Source organism: Corynebacterium faecium, assembly GCF_027257105.1.
Classification (GTDB): Bacteria; Actinomycetota; Actinomycetes; order Mycobacteriales; family Mycobacteriaceae; genus Corynebacterium; species Corynebacterium lehmanniae.
On the sequence record NZ_JAPYJX010000010.1, the window covers coordinates 35,000 to 57,108 of the forward strand.

Consider the following 22,109-nt stretch of genomic DNA (forward strand, 5'->3'; position numbering starts at 1 on the left):
TCGGGTGCGGTTTAGCTACCGCAGCGCGACGTAGAGCGCCAGCGCCGCGCGCCAGTTCGTCGGGCTGAAACCCGCGGCTGTGATCTTGTCCAGCGCCAGGGTGGATTCGCGCGGGCGGGGCGCTTCCACGCCGAATTCGGCGCCGTACTGCTCGGTGGTCACGGGGTGGACGTCCGCTGGGTCGCCGCCGACGGCGACAAACACGGCCATGGCGATCTCGTCGCGTGTGACGGGGTCGCCGTCGGAGGTGATGTTGTACACCCCGTACTCCGCGCCGGTGGAAAGCAGGTGCGCGATGCCTTTGGCCAGGTCCTCGGCCCAGGTGGGGCGCCCGCGCTGGTCGCACACGACCTTCGGCGCGGCGCCGCGATCAGCCAGGTCGGCCATGACGGACATGAAGTTGCGGCCGTCGCCGAACACCCAGCTCGTGCGCACCACGTAATGCTTCCGCGCCACCTGCGCCGCCGTGTCGCCCGCGGCCTTCGACGCGCCGTACGCGCTCAGCGGCGACGGCACCTCCGCCTCGTCGTGCACTTCGACGCTGCCGTCGAAGATGTAGTCGCTGGAAACATGCACCAACGTCAGGTCGTGGGCATTGCTTATCGACGCAAGCTCCGCCGGCGCCGCCGCATTCACCGCCCATGCCCCGGCCCGGTCGTCCTCCGCGCCGTTGACGTCGTTGTAGGCGGCGCAGTTCACGATGGCCCAGTAGTCCGCCCAGTCGATGCTGGGCGGGTTCGTTATGTCGAACTCGTCGTGGCTCACGAAGTGGGCCTGATCCTCGGGCCAAATCTGGCGCAGCGCGCGCCCTAACTGGCCGTTGGCGCCGGTGACGAGGATGCGGCGTGGGGGGAGCGGAGTGGCGTCGATAAGCATGGGGTGCTCGAGGTCCTTGGCGGACAGCTCGGTGGGCTCGAGCGGCCAGGCGATTTCCTTGTAGGAGCAGAACGCGCCGCCGGGGGAGTAGCGCTGGTTGACCAGGTAGATGTAGGTGGTGTTGTCCTCGAGCGCCTGGAAGCCGTTGGCCACGCCGCGCGGGACGTATACGGCGGTGTCCGGGCCGATCTCGCAGGTGAACTTCTCGCCAAACGTGGCGGAGCCTTCGCGCATGTCCACCCACGCGCCGAACACGCGGCCGGTGGCCACGGAGACCCACTTGTCCCACGGTTCGGCGTGCATGCCGCGGGTCGCGCCGCGCCGGGCGTTGAAGCTGACGTTGTGCTGCTTCGGGGTGAGTTTTTGGCCGGACCAGTTCTCTTTGAACCAGCCGCGGTTGTCCTCGTGGACAGTGAGCCGGTGGACCTCGAGGCCGTCGATGGTGGTCATTTTACTGTCCCCTTTCCGCGTACCCGCGTTCGATGCCTGCCTTGTCGTCTTCCCACCACCTGCGGTTGTCGGTGTACCAGGCGATGGTCTGCTCCAGCCCGCTGCGCAGGTCCGTGTGCTTCGGTGCCCAGCCGAGCTCGCGGCGCAGCTTGGTGGCGTCCATGGTGTAGCGCTGGTCGTGGCCGGGGCGGTCGGCGACGTGGACGTATTCGCCGCCCATGAGCTCGCAGATGGTCTCGATGACCTGCTTATTCGTGACGTGCGCGGAACCGGGAGAGCTCGCGCCGATGTTGTAGGTCTCGCCGATGCGCCCGCGCTCGAGGATCGCCAGGACGGCGTCGTTGTGGTCGTCCACGTGGATCCAGTCGCGCACCTGCGCGCCGGTGCCGTAGAGCTTGGCGGGCTGGCCGGTGAGGATGTTGGTGATCTGGCGGGGGATGAACTTCTCTATGTGCTGGTAGGGGCCGTAGTTGTTGGAGCAGTTCGAGATCGTCGCGCGTACCCCGAACGAGCGCACCCAGGCGCGCACGAGGTGGTCGGAGCCGGCCTTCGTCGCTGAGTAGGGCGAGGAGGGGTTGTACGGCGTGGTCTCGGTGAACGCGTCAGTGCCGCCGAGCTGAAGGTCGCCGAACACTTCGTCGGTGGAGATGTGGTGCAGGCGCTTGTCAAACTTTCGCACCGCCTCCAGCAGCGCAAATGTGCCGACAAGGTTGCTGTGCACGAACGCGGACGGGTCGCGCAGTGAGTTGTCGTTGTGCGATTCGGCGGCGAAGTGGACGACGGTGTCGTTGGCGGCCACGAGCTCGTCGATAAGCGATTGCTCGCAGATGTCCCCCTCGACGAACTCGATGCCCTCGGGCAGGTTCGCGCGGTTGCCTGCGTAGGTGAGCTTGTCCACGACGGTGACGCGAAAGCTTTGCGACGCCTGCCGGACAAAATTCGCCCCAATGAACCCCGCACCGCCAGTGACCAGCAAACGTTCCATAGCCAGCTACCTTACAAGGCCCGCCAGGTGCACGAGCGCGCCGACGATCGGCCCGGCGAATAGCGCCACCACCACGGTTGTGGCAACGCCCCACGGCGCGAGGAAGAGCACGGCGAACGCGGTGGCGGTGGCGGCGAGCCAGCCGGCGACGTAGAACCCGTGGCGTTCCAAGGCAAGCACGGCCACGCCGGTGATCATGAGCATGCCCATGAACGCGGAGGCGAAGGTGAGCAGGCCCAGCGTGAGGCCGCCCACGAACAGCTCCGGCTTGTACGCCACCCGCAGGATCCACGGGCCGATCAGCCAGGCCGCCGCGAAGCCGATGAGGCCGACGCCCAAGATCGCGCCGACGGGCGCGGCGAGCGCCCTGTAGATGCTGCCGCGGCGCTCGACGAAGCGCACCACCAGCGCCGATTGGAAGCGCTGCAGCGGCACCAGCACAGGGGCGCGGGTGAGCATGACGGCGTTGTTGATCGCGGCGACCGTCGCACCCGCGGTTGCAGCGGGGAAGGCGGCGGAGGCGGCGGTGGGAAAGCCCGTGATCAGCGCGGCCGACGCCCCGGAGGCCACCATGGCGGAGCCGACGCGGCGCAGAAACGCCCCGCGGTCCACGTCCAGGTGTACCCGCACCGGCGCGAAGGCGAGGATCACCGCCCAGCTCAGCGCGCCAATGACGGTGATGGCCAAAAACTCCACCAGCCCGCCGCCGAGCGCCCACACCACCACGGCCAGCACGAGGCGCACCCCGGAGTCCAGGGCGACCAGCGCGGCGTAGCGGTTCCACAGCCCGGAGCCGCTCAAGACGCCGGACAGCACCGCCTGGAAGGCGTAGCTGATCAGGCCCAACGCCAACAAGCCCGTGGCCGTGCCGGGGTGGGTGGGCACGATGCGGCTCATAGCGAAAAGCCCCGCCAGCAGCACCACCGCCGCGACAACCGTGCCGACCGCAGCGCCGAGCTTCCACGGGTTGGCGCTGCCGCGCACGTCCATTTCGCGGGAGGCTGCCACGGCGCGGGTGGTCTCCTGTGTGATGCCGTCGATGAGCCCGGTGCAGGCGAAAAACAGGCCCCAGTAGGCCAAAAAGGAGTTGTAGCCGTGCTCCGCGTCCAGCGCCCAGCTGGCGATCCACATGACCACAAACCCGCTGGCCGCGGCGAAAATGGTGGCCAGGGAGAGGTTTCTCACGGGCACTCCGGAAGCTCGGGGTGGTTGATCCACGCGTCGATCACGTCACCGACAGCGACGCCCTGGCGCGCGAACGCGTTGACCAGGTCGAAGGGCTCCACCACACCGTGGGCGCCGCGGGCCACGTAGTCGCGCACGGCGGCGAAAAACGCCGGGTCGCCGGCTTTGCGGCGCAGCGCGTGCAGCGTGATAGCGCCGCGCTTATACACGCGGTCGTCGAACATGTCGCGCGCGCCCGGGTCGGCCAGGGTAAACCGCATGGGCGTGATGTTGTCGTAGTGGGTGCGCACGGAGGCGTCGATAGGCATGTGCCCCGTAAAATCCGCCCACAGCCACTCGGCGTAGCAGGCGAAACCTTCGTTGAGCCAGATGTCCTCCCACTGCGCGATGCCCAGCGAGTTGCCGAACCACTGGTGCGCCAACTCGTGCGCGATGAGGCGCTCGTTGCCTCGCAGGTGGTTCACGCCGAAGATGGACAGCCCCTGGGCCTCGAGCGGGATCTCCAGCTCTTCTTCGTGCACAACCACCTGGTAGTTCTCAAACGGGTAGGGCCCGAAGACGGTTTCGAAGTAGTCCAGCATGGCCTGCTGCTTGTCCAAATCGCCCACCTGAGTCGCCGCCGGCAGCCACGCCACCGTGTTGCGCCCTAAATCAACGCGGTGGAACTGGCCCACCTGCACCGTCGCCAGGTAGGTCGCCATCGGGCGGGCGGTGGTGTTGGTCACCGCGACGTACCCGCGGTCCGCGCGCACGTTGAAAGTGTAGGTGGCTTTCTCGTCCGGGGTGTCGTCGCAGGGGAACCAGGACGGCGCGCCGTTGGGCTGGTTGGCGGTCAGTGCGCCGTTGTCCAGCTCCTCCCAGCCCAGCATGCCCCAGGCGGTGCGGCGCGGGCGCGGGGAGCCGGCGTAGCGGATGGTCAGCTGCAGCTCAGTGTCCACCGGGATGAACTGGTCGAAGGTGATGCGCAGCTTGCCGCCGTGGTGGCGGTAGCGCTTGACGACGAAGCCGTTAGACGCCTCCACGCGGCGCACCGACAGGCCCTGGGTGAGGTCGAGGGTGAGGTGGTTCAGCTCGCGCCAGGTGTTCAGCGTCAGGGTCGCAGTTGCTTCGAGACGGTTCGGCGCAACCTTGTAGTCGAAATCCAGGTTGTAGTGCGTGACGTGGAAGCCCAGGTTGAACTCCACGCCGGTGTAGCGGTCGCGGGTGCCGGGGATGGGGGTGGAGCGAAGCCTCAGGTTACTCATATCGCCGGGAAGTCTACGCCAGCGGTTGGCCGATCTTGTCGTCGATCCACTGGTAGATCAACGCCTCCACCCGCGACACCTGTGCATTATCCGCGGCGCCGGCGTGCCCGCCTGCGGTGTTCTCGAAATAGTCCACCGGCTGGCCCGCCCGCCACAGGGCGAGCGCGAAGGTGCGGGCGTGGGCGGGGTGGACGCGGTCGTCGCGCGTGGAGGTGGTCACCAGCGCCGGGGGATACGCCACGTCCTCGCGCGGGCGGACGTTGTGCAGCGGCGACCAGGTTGCAATCGCTGCGCGCTCATCGACGTTGTCCGGGTCGCCGTACTCCGCCATCCACGACGCGCCGGCGGACAGGGTGTGGTAGCGCAGCATGTCCGTCAGCGGCACCTGGATCACGGCCGCGCCGAAGCACTCCGGGTACTGCACCAGCGCGCCGGAGGTGAGCAGCCCGCCGTTGGAGCCGCCGCGGATGGCAATCTGCGCAGGTTCGGCGTAGCCGCGGGCGACGACGTCCTCGAGCACCGCCTTGTGGTCCTCCCACACCTTGTGCCGGTTGGTTTTGACCACCTGCGAGTGCCACTCGGGGCCGAACTCGCCGCCGCCGCGCAGGTTGGGCTGGACGTAGAAGTTGCCCTGTTCCAACCATGCGATGCCGCGCACGTTGGAAAACGCGGGCGTGAGCGAGACCTCGAAGCCGCCGTAGCCGCCCACCAGCGTGGGACGTGCACCAAGGGAGAAGTCGCCGGTGATGAAGTACGGCAGCCGGGTGCCATCGGCGGAGGTCACCCAGTGCTGGCGGGTTTCCAGCCCTGCCGTGTCGAAGTGGGCAGGCGCGCGCTTGGCCTCGGTGAGTGCGCCGGAGGCGTCGCCGCGCAGAAGCGTTGTCGGCGTGGTGAAGGAGGACGCGGCGACCCAGAACTCGTCGCCGGCCAGCGGGCTGGAGGCAACGACGTGCGCGCTCGCGGCCTCCGGCAGCGCGAGCTCGGTGCGCTCCCAGGTGCCCAGCGCGATGCGGGAGATGCTGGTGGCCACGTCCACCAGGCAGGTCAAAAGCAGCGCGTTTTCAGTGAACGCGATCGCTTCCACGGTCGCGTCCTGCTCCAGCACGGCGAACTCTCGGCCGCCCTGCTGGAACGCTTCGAGCTCGATCACGCCGAGCGCGCCCGCGGGCACGCCCGCGAACTCGGTGCGCGGCTGGATGAACAGCCACTTGCGGTGGGGGATGGCGTCGCAATCGTCGGGCACGTCCACAAACTCGCCGTCGACCCACGTTCGCGAGGTGTAGAAATCGAGCGCCCGCGTGACGACGGTCCTCCGGTCCACCACGTCGTAGCCCGACCATACGCCGACGTCGTTAGGCTCGCCGGTGAAGATGACGGTCTTGCCGCCGTCGCGGGTCCAGCGCGCCACCTGCATGGGGTAGCCGGAGTTGGTCACCGTGCCCGGGCCTTCGTCGGTGCCCACCAGGATGGTGTCGCGGTCCACCCAGTCGACGGAGGTTTTAGCCTCGTCGATGGTGAAACCGCCGTCGGCCGCGTCGACGAAGGCACGGTGTTCAAGGTCGAATTCGCGCACTACCACCGCGTCCGCGCCGCCTCGCGACAGGCGGATCAGCGCCCGGTCCCAGCTCACAGGCAGCACGGTGGCGCCCTTGTACACCCAGTCCTCGCCTTCTTCCTCGGCGAGCGTGTCGACGTCGAGGAGGACCTCCCAGTCGGGTTGCTCCTCCCCGAGGAACGAGGGGAGGGTCGTGCGGCGCCAGAGTCCGCGCTGGTGCTCGCCGTCGCGCCAGAAGTTGTACAGGTACTCGCCGCGCCGGGTGACAAACGGGATCCGGTCGTCCGAATCCAAGGCGGCGCGGATCCGCTCGCGCAGCGCGGACGAATCGAGCCGCGCTTCTGTTGCGTCGGACCACTCCCGGGCCCATTCCAGGGCGGGGGCGCCCGTGAGGTCGTCGAGAAGCTTGGGCTCGATGTCGCGCACGCTAGACCCCCAGGGCAGGCTTGATGGTGGTGTTCCAGGCGCGGTCCATGTCCTCGGTCCAGTACGGCCAGGAGTGGGTGCCCACGTTGCGCAGCTCGTAGTGGGCCGGGATGCCCAGGCCGTCCAGCTTGGCCTTCAGGTCGTGGGTGCACTTGTTCACCGCGGCCTCAATCACGCCGCCTTCGACCTGCAGCACGGCTGCACCGGCTTGCGCCGCCGGCATCGGTGCGCCCTTGCCCAGCAGGTAGCTGACCTGGTCCGGGTGCCCCGCAAGGCCCGAGCCGGAGGAGATGTACAGGTGGGTGCCGCGCAACTTCTCCGCGCCCAGAAGCGCGTCGTTGTAGCGGTTGTACGGCCCGTTCATCGGACCCCACATCATCTCCGGGGTGACCGTCTGGAAGTTCGGGGTGCCCGCGCGGTTGACGGTCAAGCGCGCGAAGTTGTAGCCGTGCGGCGAGGACGTGGACGCGCAGCCGGAAAACGCCGCCGCGGCCTGGTACATCCCCGGGTTGTGCTGCGCGAACAGCAGGGCAGAGGTGGCGGACATGGACACGCCGGTCACGGCGCGGCGGCCGTTGGCGCCCACCACGCGCTCGATCGGGCCGGGCAGCTCCTTGGTCAAAAACGTCTCCCACTTCTGTGGGCCGTTGACGTAGTCGGAGGCGACGTCGTCTTTCACCCAGTCCGTGTAGTAGGAAAACGCGCCAGCCTGCGGCACCACCACGTTCACACCCTTGCCGGCGAAGTAGTCCTTCACCGGGTAGAGCTTCAGCCAGTCCTGGTTCTGCTCCGCGCCGCCGGCGCCGTTGAGCAGGTACAACGTCGGCGCGTTGCGCACGCGGTTGCCTGCGGCGTCGGTGGCCGGGACGACCGCGACCGGGATGTCGCGGCGCATGGAGGGGGAATACACGTTGTAGGACAGCACCGTCTTGTGGTCCACCTGATTGACCCACTCCTGCGCCTGGCCGGTGCGGGTGATCAGCGGCGGGTTCGTTCGCGCGTCCCACGCCTTTACAATGCCCTCCTGGCCGGCCGGCTGGGCGGACACCGCCGGAGCGCCGGTGCATGCGAGGGAGACTGCGGTGAGGGCGGCAAGCGCCGCCGCCTTGATCTTCTTCATCTGTGTATCCAGTCCTGGGGGAGGGGGGTAAACTGACAGGCAATTATTGCGCCATTCTATGGGACATTCGTTACTGTAGTGGCCAGCGTTACGCGTGTGGCGTGTTGCGCCCCCGCCCTGAAACCCCGAAAGGACCCCAACATGAACCCCATCGAAACCTTCCAGGTGCAGATCAACCAGATTCTCGGCGAGCTCGTCCACGCAGGATCTTCCATGTCCTCCACCATCGCCTACGGCATGGGCATGTTCTAAAACGCGCCTTCTCGCACAAACCAAAAACGGCGCCTCCCGGCTCGAAGCGGGGAGGCGCCGTTAGGCGTCGTAAAGCAAGTGCCTACTGCTCCAGACCGAGCGCCTTCTTGAACACCTTGTCAAAGGAAAGCTTGACGTCATCGCGCCAGGACGCCCAGCTGTGGGTGCCCACATTGCGCAGCTCAGCGTGGGTGACCTCCACGTCGTTGGCGCGCATCTTCACCATCAGATCGTGGGTGCAGGCGTTCATCGCCGCCTCGATCACGCCGCCTTCAACCTGCAGCGTCATCGCGTTCGACAACGCGCGGGCCGAAGCCGAATTCGGGTCCACGCCGTACTGATTGATCAAGCGGTCCTTCAGGTAGCCCGGCGTGTCGCTCTCGCCCGCCAGCCCCGTGCCTGTGGACAGGTATACCGCGGTGCCCTTGAGATCCGCCGCGTTGACCAGTGCGTCGTAGTGGCGGTTGTAGTCCGAGCCGCGCTCGCCGAAGATGTACTCCGGCGCCATCACATTCGGCGCGCCGCGGCTGACTGTCAGGTTCACAAACTCCCAGGGGATCGGCGTGGACGTCGCCGCGCAGCCGGAGAAGGAGCCGACAGCGTCGTAGAAGCCCGGGTTGTGCTCCGCCAGCAGCAGCACGGAGGTCGCGGCCATGGACAGGCCGGCCGCCGCGCGGTGCTCCTCGTCGGCGTTCATGTACGGCTCAACCGCCTGCGGCAGCTCGTCCGCCAGGAAGGTCGACCACATCTGCTTGCCGTGGAAGAACGGGTTCGTGTCCGTGTCCACCGGCGGCTCGGCGGCCCAGTCCACGTAGTAGGAGAACGCGCCTTCCATCGGGATGACAACGTTCGCGCCGGAGTCCTTGTACGTCTTCTCCAGCTCGTCGTAGGCCTGCGCGACCCAGTCGGTGTCCTGCTCGGAGCCGCCGGCGCCGTTGAGCAGGTAGACCGTCGGGGCGTTCTCCTTGCGCTCGCCCTCTTCGTCGGTGGCGTAGAAGATCGCCACCGGGATGTCGCGGTCCATGGCCTCGGAGTGGACGCGGATCGCCTCGTTGTCCCAGGCGTCGCGGTGGCGCGCGAGGATGCGCACCCACGCCTGGTCCTTGCCGTTGTAGGTCTTCGGGGCCTCACCCAGCGGGCTAATGTTCGGGTGATCTTCCGGCTCGTCTTCTTCGGCGGTGGTCTCCACGACCGTTGCGGTCGGGCTCGTGCTTGTGCTTGTCGACGGCGCATCCGTCTCCGCCGTCGTCGGCGACGTCGTCTCAGTAGAGGGCTTCGGTACGACCTTCGGCTTCTCCGACGTGGTTGTGCTGGTGGTTGTGCCCGTGGTCGGGGTGGTGGTTTCGCTGGAGGTCGGGGTCTCAAGCGAGGTCTGCACCGTCGTCGCCGCCGGGGACAGGGTGGTGACCGGCTTGTCGGCGTCGCCCTCCGCGAAGTGCTGGACGGCGGGAACGGAGCCTGCGGCGATAAGGGCGGCGGCGCCTAGGGCCACCGCCGTGCGAGTGAACTTCACAGTGAATCGCTCACTTTCATTCAAGGAAGAAACAAAATGCTTTGCAACATTTTGCCAGACGGGCACGTACGATATGCAGCGTGAGTAAAGAACATTTTGACGTTGTTGTCCTCGGCGCTGGCCCCGGTGGCTATGTCGCCGCCATCCGTGCAGCTCAGCTGGGTAAGAAAGTTGCCGTCATTGAGAAGCAGTACTGGGGCGGCGTCTGCCTCAACGTGGGCTGCATCCCCTCCAAGTCACTGATTAAGAACGCTGAAGTTGCATCTATCTTCAACCACGATGCGAAAACCTTCGGCATCAAGGGCGATGTGGAGTTCGACTACACGGACGCCCAAAAGCGCTCCCGCAAGGTCTCCGAGAAGATCGTCGGTGGCGTGCACTACTTGATGAAGAAGAACAAGATCCAGGAGATCAACGGCCTGGGCACCTTCAAGGACGCCAAGACCATCGAGATCACCGACGGCGACGACAAGGGTATGACCGTCACCTTCGACGACTGCATCATCGCCACCGGTGCCGTTGTGCGCACCCTGCCGGGCATTGAGCTGTCCGAGAACGTGGTCTCCTACGAGGAGCAGATCCTCAACCCGGAGGCTCCGGAAAAGATGGTCATCGTCGGCGGCGGCGCCATCGGCATGGAGTTCGCCTACGTGCTGTCCAACTACGGCGTGGACGTCACCGTCATCGAGTACATGGACCGCGTCCTGCCCAACGAGGACAAGGACGTTTCAAAGGAGATCGCCAAGGCCTACAAGAAGCTCGGGGTGAAGCTGCTCACCGGCCACGCCACCACCGAGGTTCGCGACAACGGCGATTCCGTCGAGGTCGACGTGAAGAAGAACGGTTCCGACGACGTTCAGACCCTCACCGCGGACCGCGTCATGATCTCCGTGGGCTTCGCCCCGCGCACCGAGGGCTACGGCCTGGAGAACACAGGCGTGGAGCTCACCGACCGCGGCGCCATCGCTATCGACGAGCGCATGCGCACCAACGTCGACCACATCTACGCCATCGGCGACGTCACCGCGAAGCTCCAGCTCGCCCACCTGGCTGAGGCCCAGGGCATCATCGCCGCCGAGACCATCGCGGACGCGGAGACCCTCGAAATCGAGGACTACATGATGACCCCGCGCGCCACCTTCTGCAACCCGCAGGTCGCCTCCATGGGCTACACCGAGGAGCAGGCCAAGGAGAAGTGGCCGGACCGCGACATCAAGGTCGCCACCTTCCCGTTCTCCGCAAACGGCAAGGCAGTGGGCTTGGCGGAGACCGCTGGCTTTGGCAAGCTCGTCGCGGACGCCGAGTTCGGCGAGATCTTGGGCTGCCACCTCGTCGGCGCAAACGTCTCCGAGCTCATACCGGAGGTCGTCCTCGCGCAGCGCTTCGACCTCACCGCAGGCGAGATCGCGCGCTCCATCCACATCCACCCGACTCTGCCGGAGGTGATCAAGGAGATCGCGCACGGCATCGAAGGCCACATGATCAACCTGTAAGCCTTCGCTTTACGACGCACCAAAGGCGGGCCCCGCTTCCCGGCAGGGCCCGCCTTTTTGCGTGCCGTGGCAGCCGCCCGCGCCTGCCCGTGCCCGAACTCGCGGATCGTCTAGCAGCGCGGGCGACCCTGCTAGACGATCAGCAATCCCCGATTGTATTTCCCCAGTTCGTAATGAAGCTGATGTTCATTACCAGCGTGACCGTCTAGCAGCGCTCCGACACTGCTAGACGATCAGTATCGGGGCGGTGTGGGGGGCAGCCCGGACGGTGAAAATGACGCGGCTGGGCCGTTTCAGTGGCAGATCTGCTAGTTCCCCGCCCCGTCTTCCTCCGGGCAACTAGCAGATCAGGCTCATAGTGAAAGTCGTTGCCGATATCAACTGCGGAAACGAAAAGTTGGACAGTTGATCTGCTAGTTCGCAAATTTGGGGAACTAGCAGATCAGGAGAGCGGGCGGGGCTGGTGTGGGGACGGGGTCGGTGCGGGGACGGTTGGCGAAGCGGCGGGCATGGGAAAGGCGGCCGGCCGGGCGCTGGGTCCGGCGGGCCGCCTTTGGTGACGTCGAGAAGCGAAGGCTTATGCGCCTGCTACTGCCTCGGCGAGGGAGTCGAGGGACTTGGCCAGGAAGTCGTCGTCGAACTTCTCGGTCATCGCGAGGAGGTTCTCCTCCAGCTCATCGCGCTGGTAGGTGAGGGTGACGTTGGTGTTGTCCGCGTCGATCGGCTCGAGCTCGTAGAGCCACTTCGCGCCGACCTTCACCTTTGCGGTGGTGTTCTCCACGTTCTTCCAGCCGATGATGCGGTCGTCCTGGATGGCGAAGACCTCGTTGACGGTCTGGTAGTCGCCGTCTTCCTTGGTCATGTTCATGGTGAAGGTGTCGCCGACGTTCTTCAGGCGCTCGCCCTGGTCGGCGGAGACAACCATGCCGGAGTTGTCCGTCTCGGCGTGGCGCTTGGGGTTGGAGAGGATGTCGAAAATCTCGGCTGCGGGAGCGTCGATCTGGCGGGTTGCTTTGTTTTCAGTGTTCTTGTCGATAGCCATGGCAGCCAGGGTACAGATTTTCGGCGAACGGAGTTGGCGTTGACGTTAGGTGGGGCTAACCAACCAAAGATTGACACTGAACGGGGTGGAGAATGTGGGATCTGAGGTGGATGCGCAATGTGGTGACAAAGGTCACAAACAATGTGGAGTGCTGGATGAAGGGCTCAAGTGGCGGTTGAGGTTAGGGGGTGTGTGGGGTGAGCCTGGCAATCCGGTGTGTGTGAGCGGGGGCCATCTCTTAGAGTATTAGCGACACTGGAGGTGCCATGACTGTACAAAACGCAGACCGTGAAGCCATTCGTCACGGAAAAATTACTGAGAAGCCGCTGCGCGAGCGGCCGTCCTACCCCACGTGGGCCGTCAAGCTGACCATGGCGATCACTGGCCTGATCTTCGGCCTGTTCGTCCTCGGCCACATGGTGGGCAACCTGAAGATCTTCATGCCGCTGAACGCCGACGGCTCCGCGCCGATCGACGATTACGGCGAGTTCCTGCGCACGATCGGCGAGCCGCTGTTCCCACGCGAGGGCTTCCTGTGGATTCTCCGCATCATCCTGCTGGCCTGCCTGGTGCTGCACGTGTGGGGCGCATTCACCCTGCGCGCCCGCTCCAACGCGTCCCGCGGCCGCTTCAAGCGCACCAACCTGATGGGCGGGTGGCAGTCCACCGCCACGAAGTCGATGATCTGGACCGGCATCATCCTGCTGCTGTTCATCCTCTTCCACCTGCTGGACCTGACGATCGGCCAGGCGGTCGCCTCCGACGAGTTCGTCCACGGCGCGGTGCGCAACAACCTGCTCGCCACTTTCGCCCCGGGCCGCTGGTGGGTCACCCTGGTGTACGTGGTTGCCAACCTGGCGCTGCTGCTGCACCTGACGCACGGTATCTACCTTGCGGTGTCCGACCTCGGTTGGCTGGGCAAGCGCGGCGAGGGCCTGATGGTCATCCTCGCGTACATCCTCCCGTTCATCGTTGTCGCAGGCAACGTTGTCATGCCGCTCGCCATCGCGTTCGGCTGGGTCCCGGATTTTTCCAGGTAACGGCTTTTTAGGAGAACAAATATGACTACCTCTATTTCCGGTCTTTCCGGGGCCCAGGGTTCCAACGGCGGGGAGCAGACCTCCGCTGAGGCACAGGGCCAGCAGAGCACCGGCGGCTTCCGCCAGCCCGAGTCTGCAGCTGCAGGCGTGACCCCGGGCAACGTCCTCGAGTCCAACGAGCCGAACCGCGACGAGGTTCGCATGAAGGACATGTGGCAGCACCAGAAGGACCACATGAACCTGGTCTCGCCGCTGAACCGCCGCAAGTTCACCGTCCTGGTGGTCGGCACCGGCCTCTCCGGCGGCGCCGCGGCCGCGGCACTGGGCGAGCTCGGCTACAACGTCAAGGCCTTCACCTACCACGACGCCCCGCGCCGTGCGCACTCGATTGCGGCCCAGGGCGGCGTGAACTCCGCCCGCGGCAAGAAGGTGGACAACGACGGCGCATACCGCCACACCAAGGACACCGTCAAGGGCGGCGACTACCGCTGCCGCGAGTCCGACTGCTGGCGCCTGGCCGTCGAGTCCGTCCGCGTGATCGACCACATGAACGCCATCGGCGCTCCGTTCGCCCGCGAGTACGGCGGCACCCTGGCCACCCGCTCCTTCGGCGGCGTGCAGGTCTCCCGCACCTACTACACCCGCGGCCAAACAGGCCAGCAGCTGCAGCTGTCCACCGCGTCTTCGCTGCAGCGTCAGATCCACCTGGGCAACGTGGAGATCTTCACCCACCACGACCTGATGGACCTGATCATCACCGAGAAGGACGGCAAGAAGCACTGCGCGGGCATTGTCACCCGCAACCTGATCAACGGTGAGATCGCGCCGTTCACCGGCCACGCTGTCATCCTCGCCACCGGCGGTTACGGCAACGTGTACCACAAGACCACGCTGGCGAAGAACTCCAACTCTTCCGCCATGATGCGCGCGTACGAGCGCGGCGCGTACCTCGCGTCCCCGTGCTTCGTGCAGTTCCACCCGACCGGCCTGCCGGTCAACGCGAAGTGGCAGGCGAAGACGACGCTGATGTCGGAGTCCCTGCGCAACGACGGCCGCATCTGGACCCCGAAGGAAAAGGGCGACGACCGCGACCCGAACACCATCCCGGAGGAGGAGCGCGACTACTTCCTGGAGCGCCGCTACCCGGCCTTCGGCAACCTCGTGCCTCGCGACGTGGCTTCGCGCGCGATCTCCCAGCAGCTCAACGCCGGTTTCGGCGTGGGCCCGCTGCACAACTCCGCGTACCTGGACTTCTCCGACGCCATCGAGCGCCTCGGTGAAGACACCATCCGCGAGCGCTACTCCAACCTGTTCGAGATGTACGAGGACTCCACTGGCGAGGACCCGTACAAGTCCCCGATGCGTATCGCCCCGACCGTCCACTTCACCATGGGCGGCCTGTGGACGGACTTCAACGAGATGACCTCCATCGACGGCCTGTTCGCCGCCGGCGAGTGCTCCTGGACCTACCACGGCGCGAACCGCCTGGGCGCGAACTCGCTGCTGTCCGCTTCTGTGGACGGCTGGTTTACCCTGCCGTTCACGGTGCCGAACTACCTGGCCGACCACCTCGGCGAGGAGAAGCTGGCCGAGGATTCCCGCGAAGCCCAGGACGTGGTGGCTGACGTCACCGAGCGCATCGAGCGCATCATGTCCATCCGCGGCCCGGAGCCGCACGGCCCGGAGCACTTCCACGAGCAGCTCGGCGACATCCTCTACGAGCACTGTGGCGTGTCCCGCACGGTGGAGGGCCTGGAGGAGGGCATCCGCAAGATCCGCGCCCTGCGCGAGGACTTCTGGACCAACATCTCAATCCCGGGTTCCCCGAACGACATGAACCAGACGCTGGAGGCTGCACTGCGCCTCGTCGACTACATCAACCTCGGCGAGCTCATGTGCATCGACGCCCTGGACCGCGACGAGTCCTGCGGTGCGCACTACCGTATGGACCACCTCACCGATGACGGCGAGGCAGAGCGTGACGACGACAACTGGTGCTTCGTGTCGGCCTGGGAGCCGGCCGGAGAAGGCCAGTTCATCCGCCACGCAGAACCCCTGCACTTTGATTCGATCCCGCTGATGGCAAGGAACTACAAGTAATGAAACTGACACTTGAAATCTGGCGCCAGGCTGGTCCTGACACCGAGGGCAGCTTCGAGACCGTCCAGGTCGATGACGCTGTGGAGCAGATGTCCATCCTGGAGCTGCTCGACCACGTGAACGAGACCTACGTCGAGCAGGGCAAGGAGCCGTTCGTCTTCGCCTCCGACTGCCGCGAGGGCATCTGCGGCACCTGCGGCCTGCTGGTCAACGGCCGCCCGCACGGCGCAGGCCAGAACACCACTGCCTGCCTGCAGCGCCTGTTCAACTACAAGGACGGCGACACCCTGAAGATCGAGCCGTTCCGCTCCGGCGCGTTCCCGGTGATCAAGGACCTCGCCGTGGACCGCTCCGCGCTGGACCGCGTGATGGAGCAGGGCGGCTACGTCTCCGTCAACGCCGGCACTGCACCGGACGCTGACACCCTGCTGGTCAACCACCACGACGCGGAGACCGCGCTCGACTACGCGGCCTGCATCGGCTGCGGCGCGTGCGTGGCTGCGTGCCCGAACGGCGCTGCGCACCTGTTCACCGGCGCGAAGCTGAAGCACCTGAAGCTGCTGCCGCTGGGTAAGCAGGAGCGTTCCCGCCGCGCCCGCAAGATGGTCGACGAGCTGGAGACCAACTTCGGCCACTGCTCGCTGTACGGCGAGTGCGCCGACGTGTGCCCGGCTGGTATCCCGCTGGATGCGGTCGGCGCGATCAACGCCGAGCGCGCCCGCGCCGCCTTCAAGGGCGGCGACGACTAGGGACGACCACGCATCCTGTCGTATACTCGAACCATCGCAGCAGCTCACGCTGAAGCCACACCGAAGCTGAAGAAGGAAACAAGAACAATGGGTTCCACCGCAGTTGCAGATATCCGCAACGAGTCCTACCCGGAGTACGTCGGCCGCATCGATGACACCTACATCGACGGCTACGACCCGGTGTCGCTGAGTGCTCCGCACTCTTCCCTGACCCGGAACTCCACCTGGGTTGCAATGGGCCTGATCCTGTCCACCCTCTTCGGCATCGGTCTGGCCGTGTGGGGCGCCGGCGCGATGGTCTACGGTTTCGGCTCCCAGACCCACGACCTGGCCCAGCGCCTGCTGATCCTCGGCATCGTCGAGGCAGTGGTCACCGCCATCCTCGGCGCCATCCTGATCGTCGTGGGCCGCAAGGACTACAAGGCCTACCGCAAGCGCACCGGCCGCGTGAACTAGCCGCGTAGCGCTTCCCGCAAATGCCCTCTCCACCTGCGGAGGGGGCATTTTTCGTGCCCGTGTCGGTGTGCCTGCTTTAATCATGGGCATGAGCGAGCAGCTTTCCATGATGCCCACCCCCACAAACGAGGACGAGCGCCGCCGCGTGCTGCGCCAACACAAGATCGCGGTGACCAGTCTTCTGGGCCTGATGGCGGTGGTGTTCCTGTCGTGCTCGTGGGCGCAGTCCCAGGGCAACGGCGCGGCCTGGATCGGCTACGTCCGCGCCGCCGCGGAGGCGGGCATGGTCGGCGGTTTGGCGGACTGGTTCGCCGTCACCGCGCTGTTCAAGTACCCGATGGGCATCCCTATCCCGCACACCGCGATCATCCCGCGGAAGAAGGACCAGGTCGCTGGGGTGCTCAGCGACTTTGTGTCCGAGAACTTCCTCAACGCCCGCACGATTACCGACAAGGTCATGGCTGCCGGCATCCCGGAGCGGGTGGGGCGCTGGCTTGCCAAGCCGGAGAACGCGGAGCGTGTCAGCGAGGAGGCCGGCAAGTTCACCGTCCGCATGGTCGAGGGCATCGATCCGAAGGAGGCGGAGGCGTTCATCAACACCCAGCTCATCGACCGCTTGGCCGAGCCGATCTGGGGCCCGCCGTTGGGCCGCACCCTGGAGGGGCTGATCGCGGACGGCAAGGTGGATCCGGTGGTGGACGACATTGTCGCCTGGGGGCGCCGCAAGGTCGACGGTATGGAAGACACCGTGGTCACCATGATCGACGAGCGGATGCCGCGCTGGGCCCCGCGTTTTGCCAAGGAGCTGGTGGGCCAGCGCGTCTACGACGAGATGGTCGCGTTCATGGAGGACGTGGACACGAACCCGCACCACGAGGCGCGCCGGGCGATCCGCCGCCAGATCAACCAGTTCGCCCAGGACCTCCAGTTCGACGGGGAGATGATCTCGCGGGTGGAGGCGCTCAAGGCCGACATCATGGGCTCCGGCGCGGTCACGTCCGCGGCGGGCAGCATCTGGGAGCAAATCTCGGCGTCGATTGTGGCGCAAGCGTCGGATGGGCGAAGCGGGCTTCGTCGTAAAGCTGCTGCTTCGGCGCGCGAGTGGGGGCGAAAGCTTGTCGACGACCCTGCGGTGCGCGCCGACGCAGAGCGGGCCCTGGAGAAGGCCACGCACTTCGCCGCGGACAACGGCGCCGACCAGATCGTGGGCATCATTGCGGAGACCATCGAGCGCTGGGACGGCGAGGAAGCGGCGGAGAAAATTGAGCTCATGGTGGGCAAAGACCTGCAGTTCATCCGCCTCAACGGCACAATCGTCGGTGCACTGGCCGGGCTAGCTATTTACACTGGTTCGCAACTGATCTTCTACTAGCGAAGGAGCGAATGATGACCGAGAACACCAACCTCAACAACAACACCGAAAACAACACAGGCGACGAGGTGCGCAACAACCTCCGCGAGGCCGGCGACGCGCTGCTGTCCGCTGGCTCCGCTATCGGTGCGGCGCTGACGAGGGCCACCGGCGAGCTGTCGGACCGCTTTAAGACCGCCACGGAGGACGCGCGCCAGAACCTGAGCAACGCGAATACCGAGGGCGAGGTGCGCGGCGCCGCCACCAACTTCACGGACGAGGCGGAGAAGCTCTTCAACAGCCTGCGCGAGCGCGACCTGCAGTTCACCGACGACGTGAAGGCGAAGCTGCGCAGCACTATCGACGATGCGCGCGCCGCGTTCAACGAGCGCCTCGACAGCACCCAGACCGAGGGCATTGAGGGCACCGTGGACGACCTGCGCGCCCGCTTCGAGGGCCTGGTGCAGCGCGTCCAGGACCAGTTCGCTGGCGAGAAGACCGGCGGCGATATCATCGACGGCGAAGTTGTGGACAACACCAAGAACGACACCACCGTCAACGTCGAGGACCTGAAGAAGTAAACACCATGGATACCGCCGCTGTCAGCCAAATTCACCAGATCATGATGCTGCCGTCCCGCGTCGGGATGGCGCTGATGGTGGTGGTGGGTATCGCCGGCATCGTCGGGGCTGTCATGGCGGCCACCACGCGCGCCGACGCCTTCGAGGCGGCGAACCGGCAGTCCAAGGGCGCCTGGGTGGGCATCCTGGTGCTGGCGGCGTTGGCGTGCCTGCTGCGCTTCCCGTTCATCGCGTGGTTCGGCGCAGTGGCCATCGGCATCTACTTCTTCGACGTGCGCCCGCAGATCCAACGCATCGTAAACGGCGACTACGGCTGGTGAGGCGCGCCGCAGCGGCGGTTACGCCGACTGGGACTCGGGCTGCTCGGGCTGCTGGGGTGCCTGCTCCGGCTGGCCCGGCAGCTGCTGGGACTGCTGCATATCCTGCAGCTCCTTGAAGTTCACGTCGTTGCCAGAAACCGTGACCCGGAGGCCACCGGGGATGACCGTGAAGTCTTCCACGCTCATCCCGCCGGTGGCCTCTTGTGCGACGCCCTGGGACATGGCGGAGCTGATGGCGTCGGCGACGTCGTCAGGCAAGGCGAAGCCGAACAGCTCGGTGCTGCGGGCCTTGAACGTCAGCTGGCCGTCCTGCATCTCCGGCTGCAGCTCAATCCCCGCGGCACCGGAGGTGAACACGATGGAGAACGTGCCGGCGTCTTCGTTGGACACCACGTCGGAAACGGTGATCACGTTGGCGAGGAAGTTGTCGCCGATCTGATCCTGAATCTGCTGGTTCAGCATGGCGCGCACGAAGTCGTTGGGCAGCTCCGTGGTCAGGCGCACGGACTCAGCCACCGGCTCGCCGTTGTTCAGGCGGACGTTGTCCATGTCCACCACGGATGCCGGGTTGCCGGTGATCTGGTCGCCGTTGATCTGGAGGTCGGACTGCTGGTCCACGGTCATGTGGGGGAACTTGCCGCCGAGCAGGCCGATGGTCACGGGGCTGGCGCCGAAGGACACGGACGTGCCTTCCGGGGCCTGGGAGGTGACCTGGTGGGCGATGAACGCCCGGATGCCTGCCTCCGCCACGATGAACAGCAGCAGCACCGCCACGATGATCGACAGGACAACTTTCCACGCAGTTTTCATGCGGGCCAGTTTACGAAGCAGGAGCGACTGCCAGCCAATCCACAGTGACAAAGTTGTCGGCCAGGCGGCGCCGCTGGGGGTGCACCGGCCAGTCCCGGGCCAGGTCTTCCAGGGCGTGGCGCCACCGCACGCGCGGGCCGTGCGGGTCCCAGCCGCTGGCGCGCTCCCAGGCCGCGTCCGCATCAACCAGGAACTGGTGGATCGGCTCGCCTGGCACGTTGCGGTGGATCAGCGCCTTGGGCAGCCGTTCCGCCACGTCCGAGGGTTTCGAGGTGTGGAAGGGGTCCCAGGACAAGGTCAGCGTGCGGGGACCGGAGGCGTCGAGAAACAGCCATGCGCAACGCCGCCCCAGCTCGTCGCAGGTGCCTTCGATGAAGAGGCCGCCGGGGGCGAGCCCCGCGCACACCGTGCGCCACACGTCCGGCACCTGGTCCACGTCGTACTGCCGCAGCACGTTGAACGCGCGTACGAGGTGGGGCCGGTAGCCGGCGAGTTCGAAGCCGCCGAGTTCGAAGCGGACGCCGTCGCGAGGCGGCAGGACGCGCTCGGGGTTGATCTCCAGGCCCACGACCTCGATGTCGGGGCGGATCTGGCGCAGCCACCCGGCCCACTCCACGGTGGTGGTGTGCGACGCGCCGTAACCCACGTCCACCGCCAGCGGCGCGGCGGCGGAGCGCAAAAGGGACTGGACCCGCGGGTTGAAGCGGGTCCAGCGGTCTGACCTGCGCAAACGATTCACCCCGGTGGTGCCGCGGGTGATCACCCCGTAGGGCTTGCCGGCGGCACCCGGGGTGGCGCGCAGGTTGTGGTAGTGGGGAATTAGAGGTTCTCGCTAATCCACTGCTCGGTCAGCTTCGCCTCGTTTTCCACGATCTCCTCGAGCGCGTCGGCCACCTTCGGCTCCAGCGCGGCACCCATGAACGGGATGTTCACCTTCGCCTCGAGCTCGTAGTCCAGCTTGGTGTTATCGCCGTCGCGGGTGGCGGTGTACTCGGCGCCCAGGTCCACCGGGGTGCCCTTCACGTCGCCGGTCATGGTGTGCTTGGCGGTGTCGCCGTCCAGCTCGCCGACGGTAACCACGCGCTTGAGCTTCAGGTCCTGGGAGACCATGGCCTGCGCGGCCTCCGGGAGGATGGACTTGGGCAGGATCTCAAACAGGGTGGCGGTGTTGTCCGCGAACTCGTTGAGCTCGCCCGGCTCCGGGGAGAGCTTCTCGGCGATGAACTCCCAGTATTCGCGGGTGCTGTAGGCCTGCGCGACCTTCTCGATCGGCTGGTTGATGGTCACAGTGATCTCACTACGTGCAGTCATGGCTCACAGACTACCGTTGTGGACGTGATTGCCCCATCATTCGCCTCCCTGACCACGCTGCGCGTCGGCGGCACCCCGGCCGCGGCCTACGAGTGCCATAGCGCCGACGAGCTCGCCGAAACAGTGGCTCAGCTCGACCGCGACGGCACCCCGCTGCTGGTCGTCGGCGGCGGCTCCAACCTGGTCGTCGCGGACGGTGATCTCGATCTCGCGGCGGTGCTTGTGCGCAATGAGGGCATCTTGCCTATCGACGACCTCCGGTTGCGCATCCAAGCCGGCACCGAATGGGATGCAGTTGTCGCCTACGCGGTGGAGCGCGGACTGGGCGGCATCGAGGCCCTGTCCGGCATCCCCGGCTCCGCCGGCGCGACCCCGGTGCAGAACGTGGGCGCCTACGGAGCGGAGATCGCCGACGTGCTCACCCGCGTGCGGCTTTGGGACCGCGAGACGGGCGTAGACGAGTGGGTGCCCGCGTCGTCGCTGGACCTGGCATACCGGTACTCCAACCTGAAATTCACCTCGCGCGCCGTGGTGCTGGAGATTGAGCTGCAGCTGGAAAAGACCGACGAGTCCATCCCCCTGCGCCACTTGGGCGGAAAGCGCGTCCCCTTGGCCGAGGCGCGTGCCTCGGTGTTGGAGACGCGCCGGGCCAAAGGCATGGTGCTCGACGCCGCCGACCACGACACCTGGTCCGCCGGCTCGTTTTTCACCAACCCCGTGGTGCCGTCCGCGCTCGCCGACGAGATCGCCGCCCAGGTGGGGGAGGAGTCGATGCCGCGCTTCGCCGCCGGCGACGGCAAGGAAAAGCTCTCGGCGGCCTGGCTCATCGAGCGCGCCGGCTGCCACCGCGGCTTCCCCGGCGAGGATGCCCCGGCGCGCCTGTCCACCAAGCACACCCTCGCGCTGACTAACCGCGGCAACGCCAGCGCCGCCGACATCGTCGAGCTCGCCCGCCGCGTACAGGCCCAGGTCATCGACGCCTTCGGGGTGGAGCTGCACCCCGAGCCCGTCTGGGTCGGCCTCTAGCCGCCGGACCCCAGCTTGCTCCGTGCTCGAGCCCCGCCTCCGCCGGAGCGCACTAGCGCAGATGGTGAAAACCGGCTACCTACAACCGGCTACTATGCCGTTTTGGGAGCGCGGACAAAAAGTTGGAGTGTTGGGGGCTGGAAGGTATTCCGATGCCCGCAGGTTTTCCATCTGATATCCGCGTTGGTGCGGTTGAGAGGTTTTTGGCTGGGTCGTCTGCCCGT

Annotated in this window: 20 protein-coding genes; 9 read left to right on the top strand and 11 right to left on the bottom strand. The window is 66.3% G+C overall.

All coding sequences use genetic code 11. The annotated features are described in order from the left end of the window. Positions 1 to 15: 15 nt before the first annotated feature. The 7 genes from O5O53_RS11340 to O5O53_RS11370 all read right to left on the bottom strand — a co-directional run bounded on the left by O5O53_RS11340 (position 16) and on the right by O5O53_RS11370 (position 9,606). Entirely contained in the window at positions 16 to 1,326 is a 1,311-nt protein-coding gene (locus O5O53_RS11340; protein ID WP_269512110.1) for a sugar nucleotide-binding protein, read from the bottom strand. 1 nt (position 1,327) lies between these two features. After that, positions 1,328 to 2,311 (bottom strand): dTDP-glucose 4,6-dehydratase, encoded by a 984-nt coding sequence (rfbB, locus tag O5O53_RS11345; protein ID WP_269512112.1) that lies wholly within the window; start codon positions 2,309 to 2,311, stop codon positions 1,328 to 1,330. 6 nt (positions 2,312 to 2,317) lie between these two features. Further along, positions 2,318 to 3,496, bottom strand: coding sequence for a hypothetical protein (locus O5O53_RS11350; protein WP_269512115.1), 1,179 nt, complete (start codon positions 3,494 to 3,496; stop codon positions 2,318 to 2,320). Next, complete coding sequence (locus tag O5O53_RS11355; protein WP_269512118.1) at positions 3,493 to 4,740, bottom strand: M1 family metallopeptidase; 1,248 nt, start codon at positions 4,738 to 4,740, stop codon at positions 3,493 to 3,495. The genes O5O53_RS11350 and O5O53_RS11355 overlap by 4 nt, the downstream gene beginning before the upstream one ends. Before the next feature lie 13 nt (positions 4,741 to 4,753). Beyond that, the gene (locus tag O5O53_RS11360; RefSeq protein ID WP_269512121.1) at positions 4,754 to 6,721 is read right to left on the bottom strand and encodes a prolyl oligopeptidase family serine peptidase; all 1,968 of its coding nucleotides are present in this window, start codon (positions 6,719 to 6,721) and stop codon (positions 4,754 to 4,756) included. A gap of 1 nt (position 6,722) precedes the next feature. Then, positions 6,723 to 7,841 carry an alpha/beta hydrolase gene (locus O5O53_RS11365; RefSeq protein ID WP_269512123.1) on the bottom strand — a complete coding sequence of 373 codons (1,119 nt, stop codon included), beginning with the start codon at positions 7,839 to 7,841 and terminating at the stop codon, positions 6,723 to 6,725. Positions 7,842 to 8,175: 334 nt separating this feature from the next. Next, complete coding sequence (locus O5O53_RS11370) at positions 8,176 to 9,606, bottom strand: alpha/beta hydrolase (protein WP_269512125.1); 1,431 nt, start codon at positions 9,604 to 9,606, stop codon at positions 8,176 to 8,178. A gap of 80 nt (positions 9,607 to 9,686) precedes the next feature. On the opposite strand from O5O53_RS11370, the gene lpdA reads away from it, so the two are divergent. Next, positions 9,687 to 11,099, top strand: a complete 1,413-nt coding sequence (gene lpdA / locus O5O53_RS11375; protein ID WP_269512128.1) for a dihydrolipoyl dehydrogenase — start codon at positions 9,687 to 9,689, stop codon at positions 11,097 to 11,099. A gap of 577 nt (positions 11,100 to 11,676) precedes the next feature. Here the strand turns inward: lpdA and O5O53_RS11380 are convergent. Further along, positions 11,677 to 12,141 (bottom strand): SRPBCC family protein, encoded by a 465-nt coding sequence (locus O5O53_RS11380; protein ID WP_269512131.1) that lies wholly within the window; start codon positions 12,139 to 12,141, stop codon positions 11,677 to 11,679. A 266-nt stretch (positions 12,142 to 12,407) separates the two neighbouring features. Between O5O53_RS11380 and O5O53_RS11385 the strand changes: the two genes are divergently transcribed. From O5O53_RS11385 to O5O53_RS11415, 7 genes are all read left to right on the top strand, one after another. Then, positions 12,408 to 13,181, top strand: coding sequence for a succinate dehydrogenase cytochrome b subunit (locus O5O53_RS11385; RefSeq protein ID WP_269512134.1), 774 nt, complete (start codon positions 12,408 to 12,410; stop codon positions 13,179 to 13,181). Positions 13,182 to 13,202: 21 nt separating this feature from the next. Further along, positions 13,203 to 15,281 (top strand): fumarate reductase/succinate dehydrogenase flavoprotein subunit, encoded by a 2,079-nt coding sequence (locus O5O53_RS11390; protein ID WP_239307426.1) that lies wholly within the window; start codon positions 13,203 to 13,205, stop codon positions 15,279 to 15,281. Then, complete coding sequence (locus O5O53_RS11395) at positions 15,281 to 16,030, top strand: succinate dehydrogenase/fumarate reductase iron-sulfur subunit (protein WP_181889685.1); 750 nt, start codon at positions 15,281 to 15,283, stop codon at positions 16,028 to 16,030. The genes O5O53_RS11390 and O5O53_RS11395 overlap by 1 nt, the downstream gene beginning before the upstream one ends. Positions 16,031 to 16,117: 87 nt before the next feature. Further along, the gene (locus tag O5O53_RS11400; RefSeq protein WP_181889686.1) at positions 16,118 to 16,486 is read left to right on the top strand and encodes a hypothetical protein; all 369 of its coding nucleotides are present in this window, start codon (positions 16,118 to 16,120) and stop codon (positions 16,484 to 16,486) included. An 88-nt stretch (positions 16,487 to 16,574) separates the two neighbouring features. Next, the gene (locus O5O53_RS11405; RefSeq protein WP_269512137.1) at positions 16,575 to 17,858 is read left to right on the top strand and encodes a DUF445 domain-containing protein; all 1,284 of its coding nucleotides are present in this window, start codon (positions 16,575 to 16,577) and stop codon (positions 17,856 to 17,858) included. A 14-nt stretch (positions 17,859 to 17,872) separates the two neighbouring features. After that, positions 17,873 to 18,418 carry a CGLAU_01105 family protein gene (locus O5O53_RS11410; RefSeq protein ID WP_239355964.1) on the top strand — a complete coding sequence of 182 codons (546 nt, stop codon included), beginning with the start codon at positions 17,873 to 17,875 and terminating at the stop codon, positions 18,416 to 18,418. A gap of 44 nt (positions 18,419 to 18,462) precedes the next feature. Then, the gene (locus O5O53_RS11415) at positions 18,463 to 18,738 is read left to right on the top strand and encodes a DUF2516 family protein (RefSeq protein ID WP_239356010.1); all 276 of its coding nucleotides are present in this window, start codon (positions 18,463 to 18,465) and stop codon (positions 18,736 to 18,738) included. Between the two features lie 18 nt (positions 18,739 to 18,756). On the opposite strand, the gene O5O53_RS11420 is transcribed toward O5O53_RS11415, so the two are convergent. From O5O53_RS11420 to O5O53_RS11430, 3 genes are read right to left on the bottom strand one after another with little or no spacing between them, the layout of a single operon-like run. Next, positions 18,757 to 19,548 carry an LmeA family phospholipid-binding protein gene (locus tag O5O53_RS11420; protein WP_269512140.1) on the bottom strand — a complete coding sequence of 264 codons (792 nt, stop codon included), beginning with the start codon at positions 19,546 to 19,548 and terminating at the stop codon, positions 18,757 to 18,759. 10 nt (positions 19,549 to 19,558) lie between these two features. Continuing rightward, positions 19,559 to 20,368: a class I SAM-dependent methyltransferase gene (locus tag O5O53_RS11425; RefSeq protein WP_269512146.1), complete on the bottom strand. Its 810-nt coding sequence runs from the start codon at positions 20,366 to 20,368 to the stop codon at positions 19,559 to 19,561. Further along, positions 20,368 to 20,859 (bottom strand): DUF2505 domain-containing protein, encoded by a 492-nt coding sequence (locus O5O53_RS11430; protein ID WP_034997073.1) that lies wholly within the window; start codon positions 20,857 to 20,859, stop codon positions 20,368 to 20,370. Before O5O53_RS11430 ends, O5O53_RS11425 begins: the two co-directional genes overlap by 1 nt. 24 nt (positions 20,860 to 20,883) lie before the next feature. On the opposite strand from O5O53_RS11430, the gene O5O53_RS11435 reads away from it, so the two are divergent. Continuing rightward, positions 20,884 to 21,885 (top strand): UDP-N-acetylmuramate dehydrogenase, encoded by a 1,002-nt coding sequence (locus O5O53_RS11435; protein ID WP_367616751.1) that lies wholly within the window; start codon positions 20,884 to 20,886, stop codon positions 21,883 to 21,885. Positions 21,886 to 22,109 lie beyond the last annotated feature (224 nt).